The 510-nt window shown below is 41.4% G+C and carries 1 protein-coding gene; it reads left to right on the top strand.

All coding sequences use genetic code 11. From position 1 onward, the window contains the following. Positions 1-510, top strand: a 510-nt coding sequence (locus ACFINS_RS10000) for a POTRA domain-containing protein (RefSeq protein WP_375706176.1), incomplete at both ends; no start/stop codon positions are given.

The raw sequence follows: 510 nt of genomic DNA, 5'->3' as shown, positions 1-510 counted from the left end.
GAGTTCTATAGCAGCTGTAACAGGTCCTTATGTTGGAAGATGTATAGGTCTTTCTGATATCCAGTTTTTAATCAAGCAGTTAACCAAGATTTATTTGGATCAAGGCTATATCACGGCGCGTTTTTATATCCCAGATCAGGATATCAAAAGCAGCAAGGCGCTCAAACTTGTTGTGGTTGAGGGCAAGCTTTCGGATATTTATTACAATGGTTTACCAGCTTCTTCTCATAATTATGTTGTCTGGAGTGCTTTTCCGGGTTTGGAAGGGCATATTCTGAATATGCGCGATATTGAACAGGGGCTTGATCAAATCAACAGGCTTTTTTCGGGGCACGCTCAAAGCGAACTTCTCCCGGGTCGTGAAGATGGTAGCACCATTGTGAATATTAACAATCGGCCTAGTAAAGCTTTCAAGGTTGGTGTTTCTCATGACAATATGGGACAATCTTCCACGGGTTATGCGCGTTATAAAGCGGGCTTAACGTTAGAAAATATTTTAGGTTTCAATGA

Source organism: Bartonella sp. AA2SXKL (assembly GCF_042197205.1).
In the GTDB taxonomy this organism is placed as follows: Bacteria; Pseudomonadota; Alphaproteobacteria; order Rhizobiales; family Rhizobiaceae; genus Bartonella.
The sequence above is the reverse complement of the archived record's forward strand: the minus strand, read 5'-3'. Positions and strand labels throughout refer to the sequence as shown.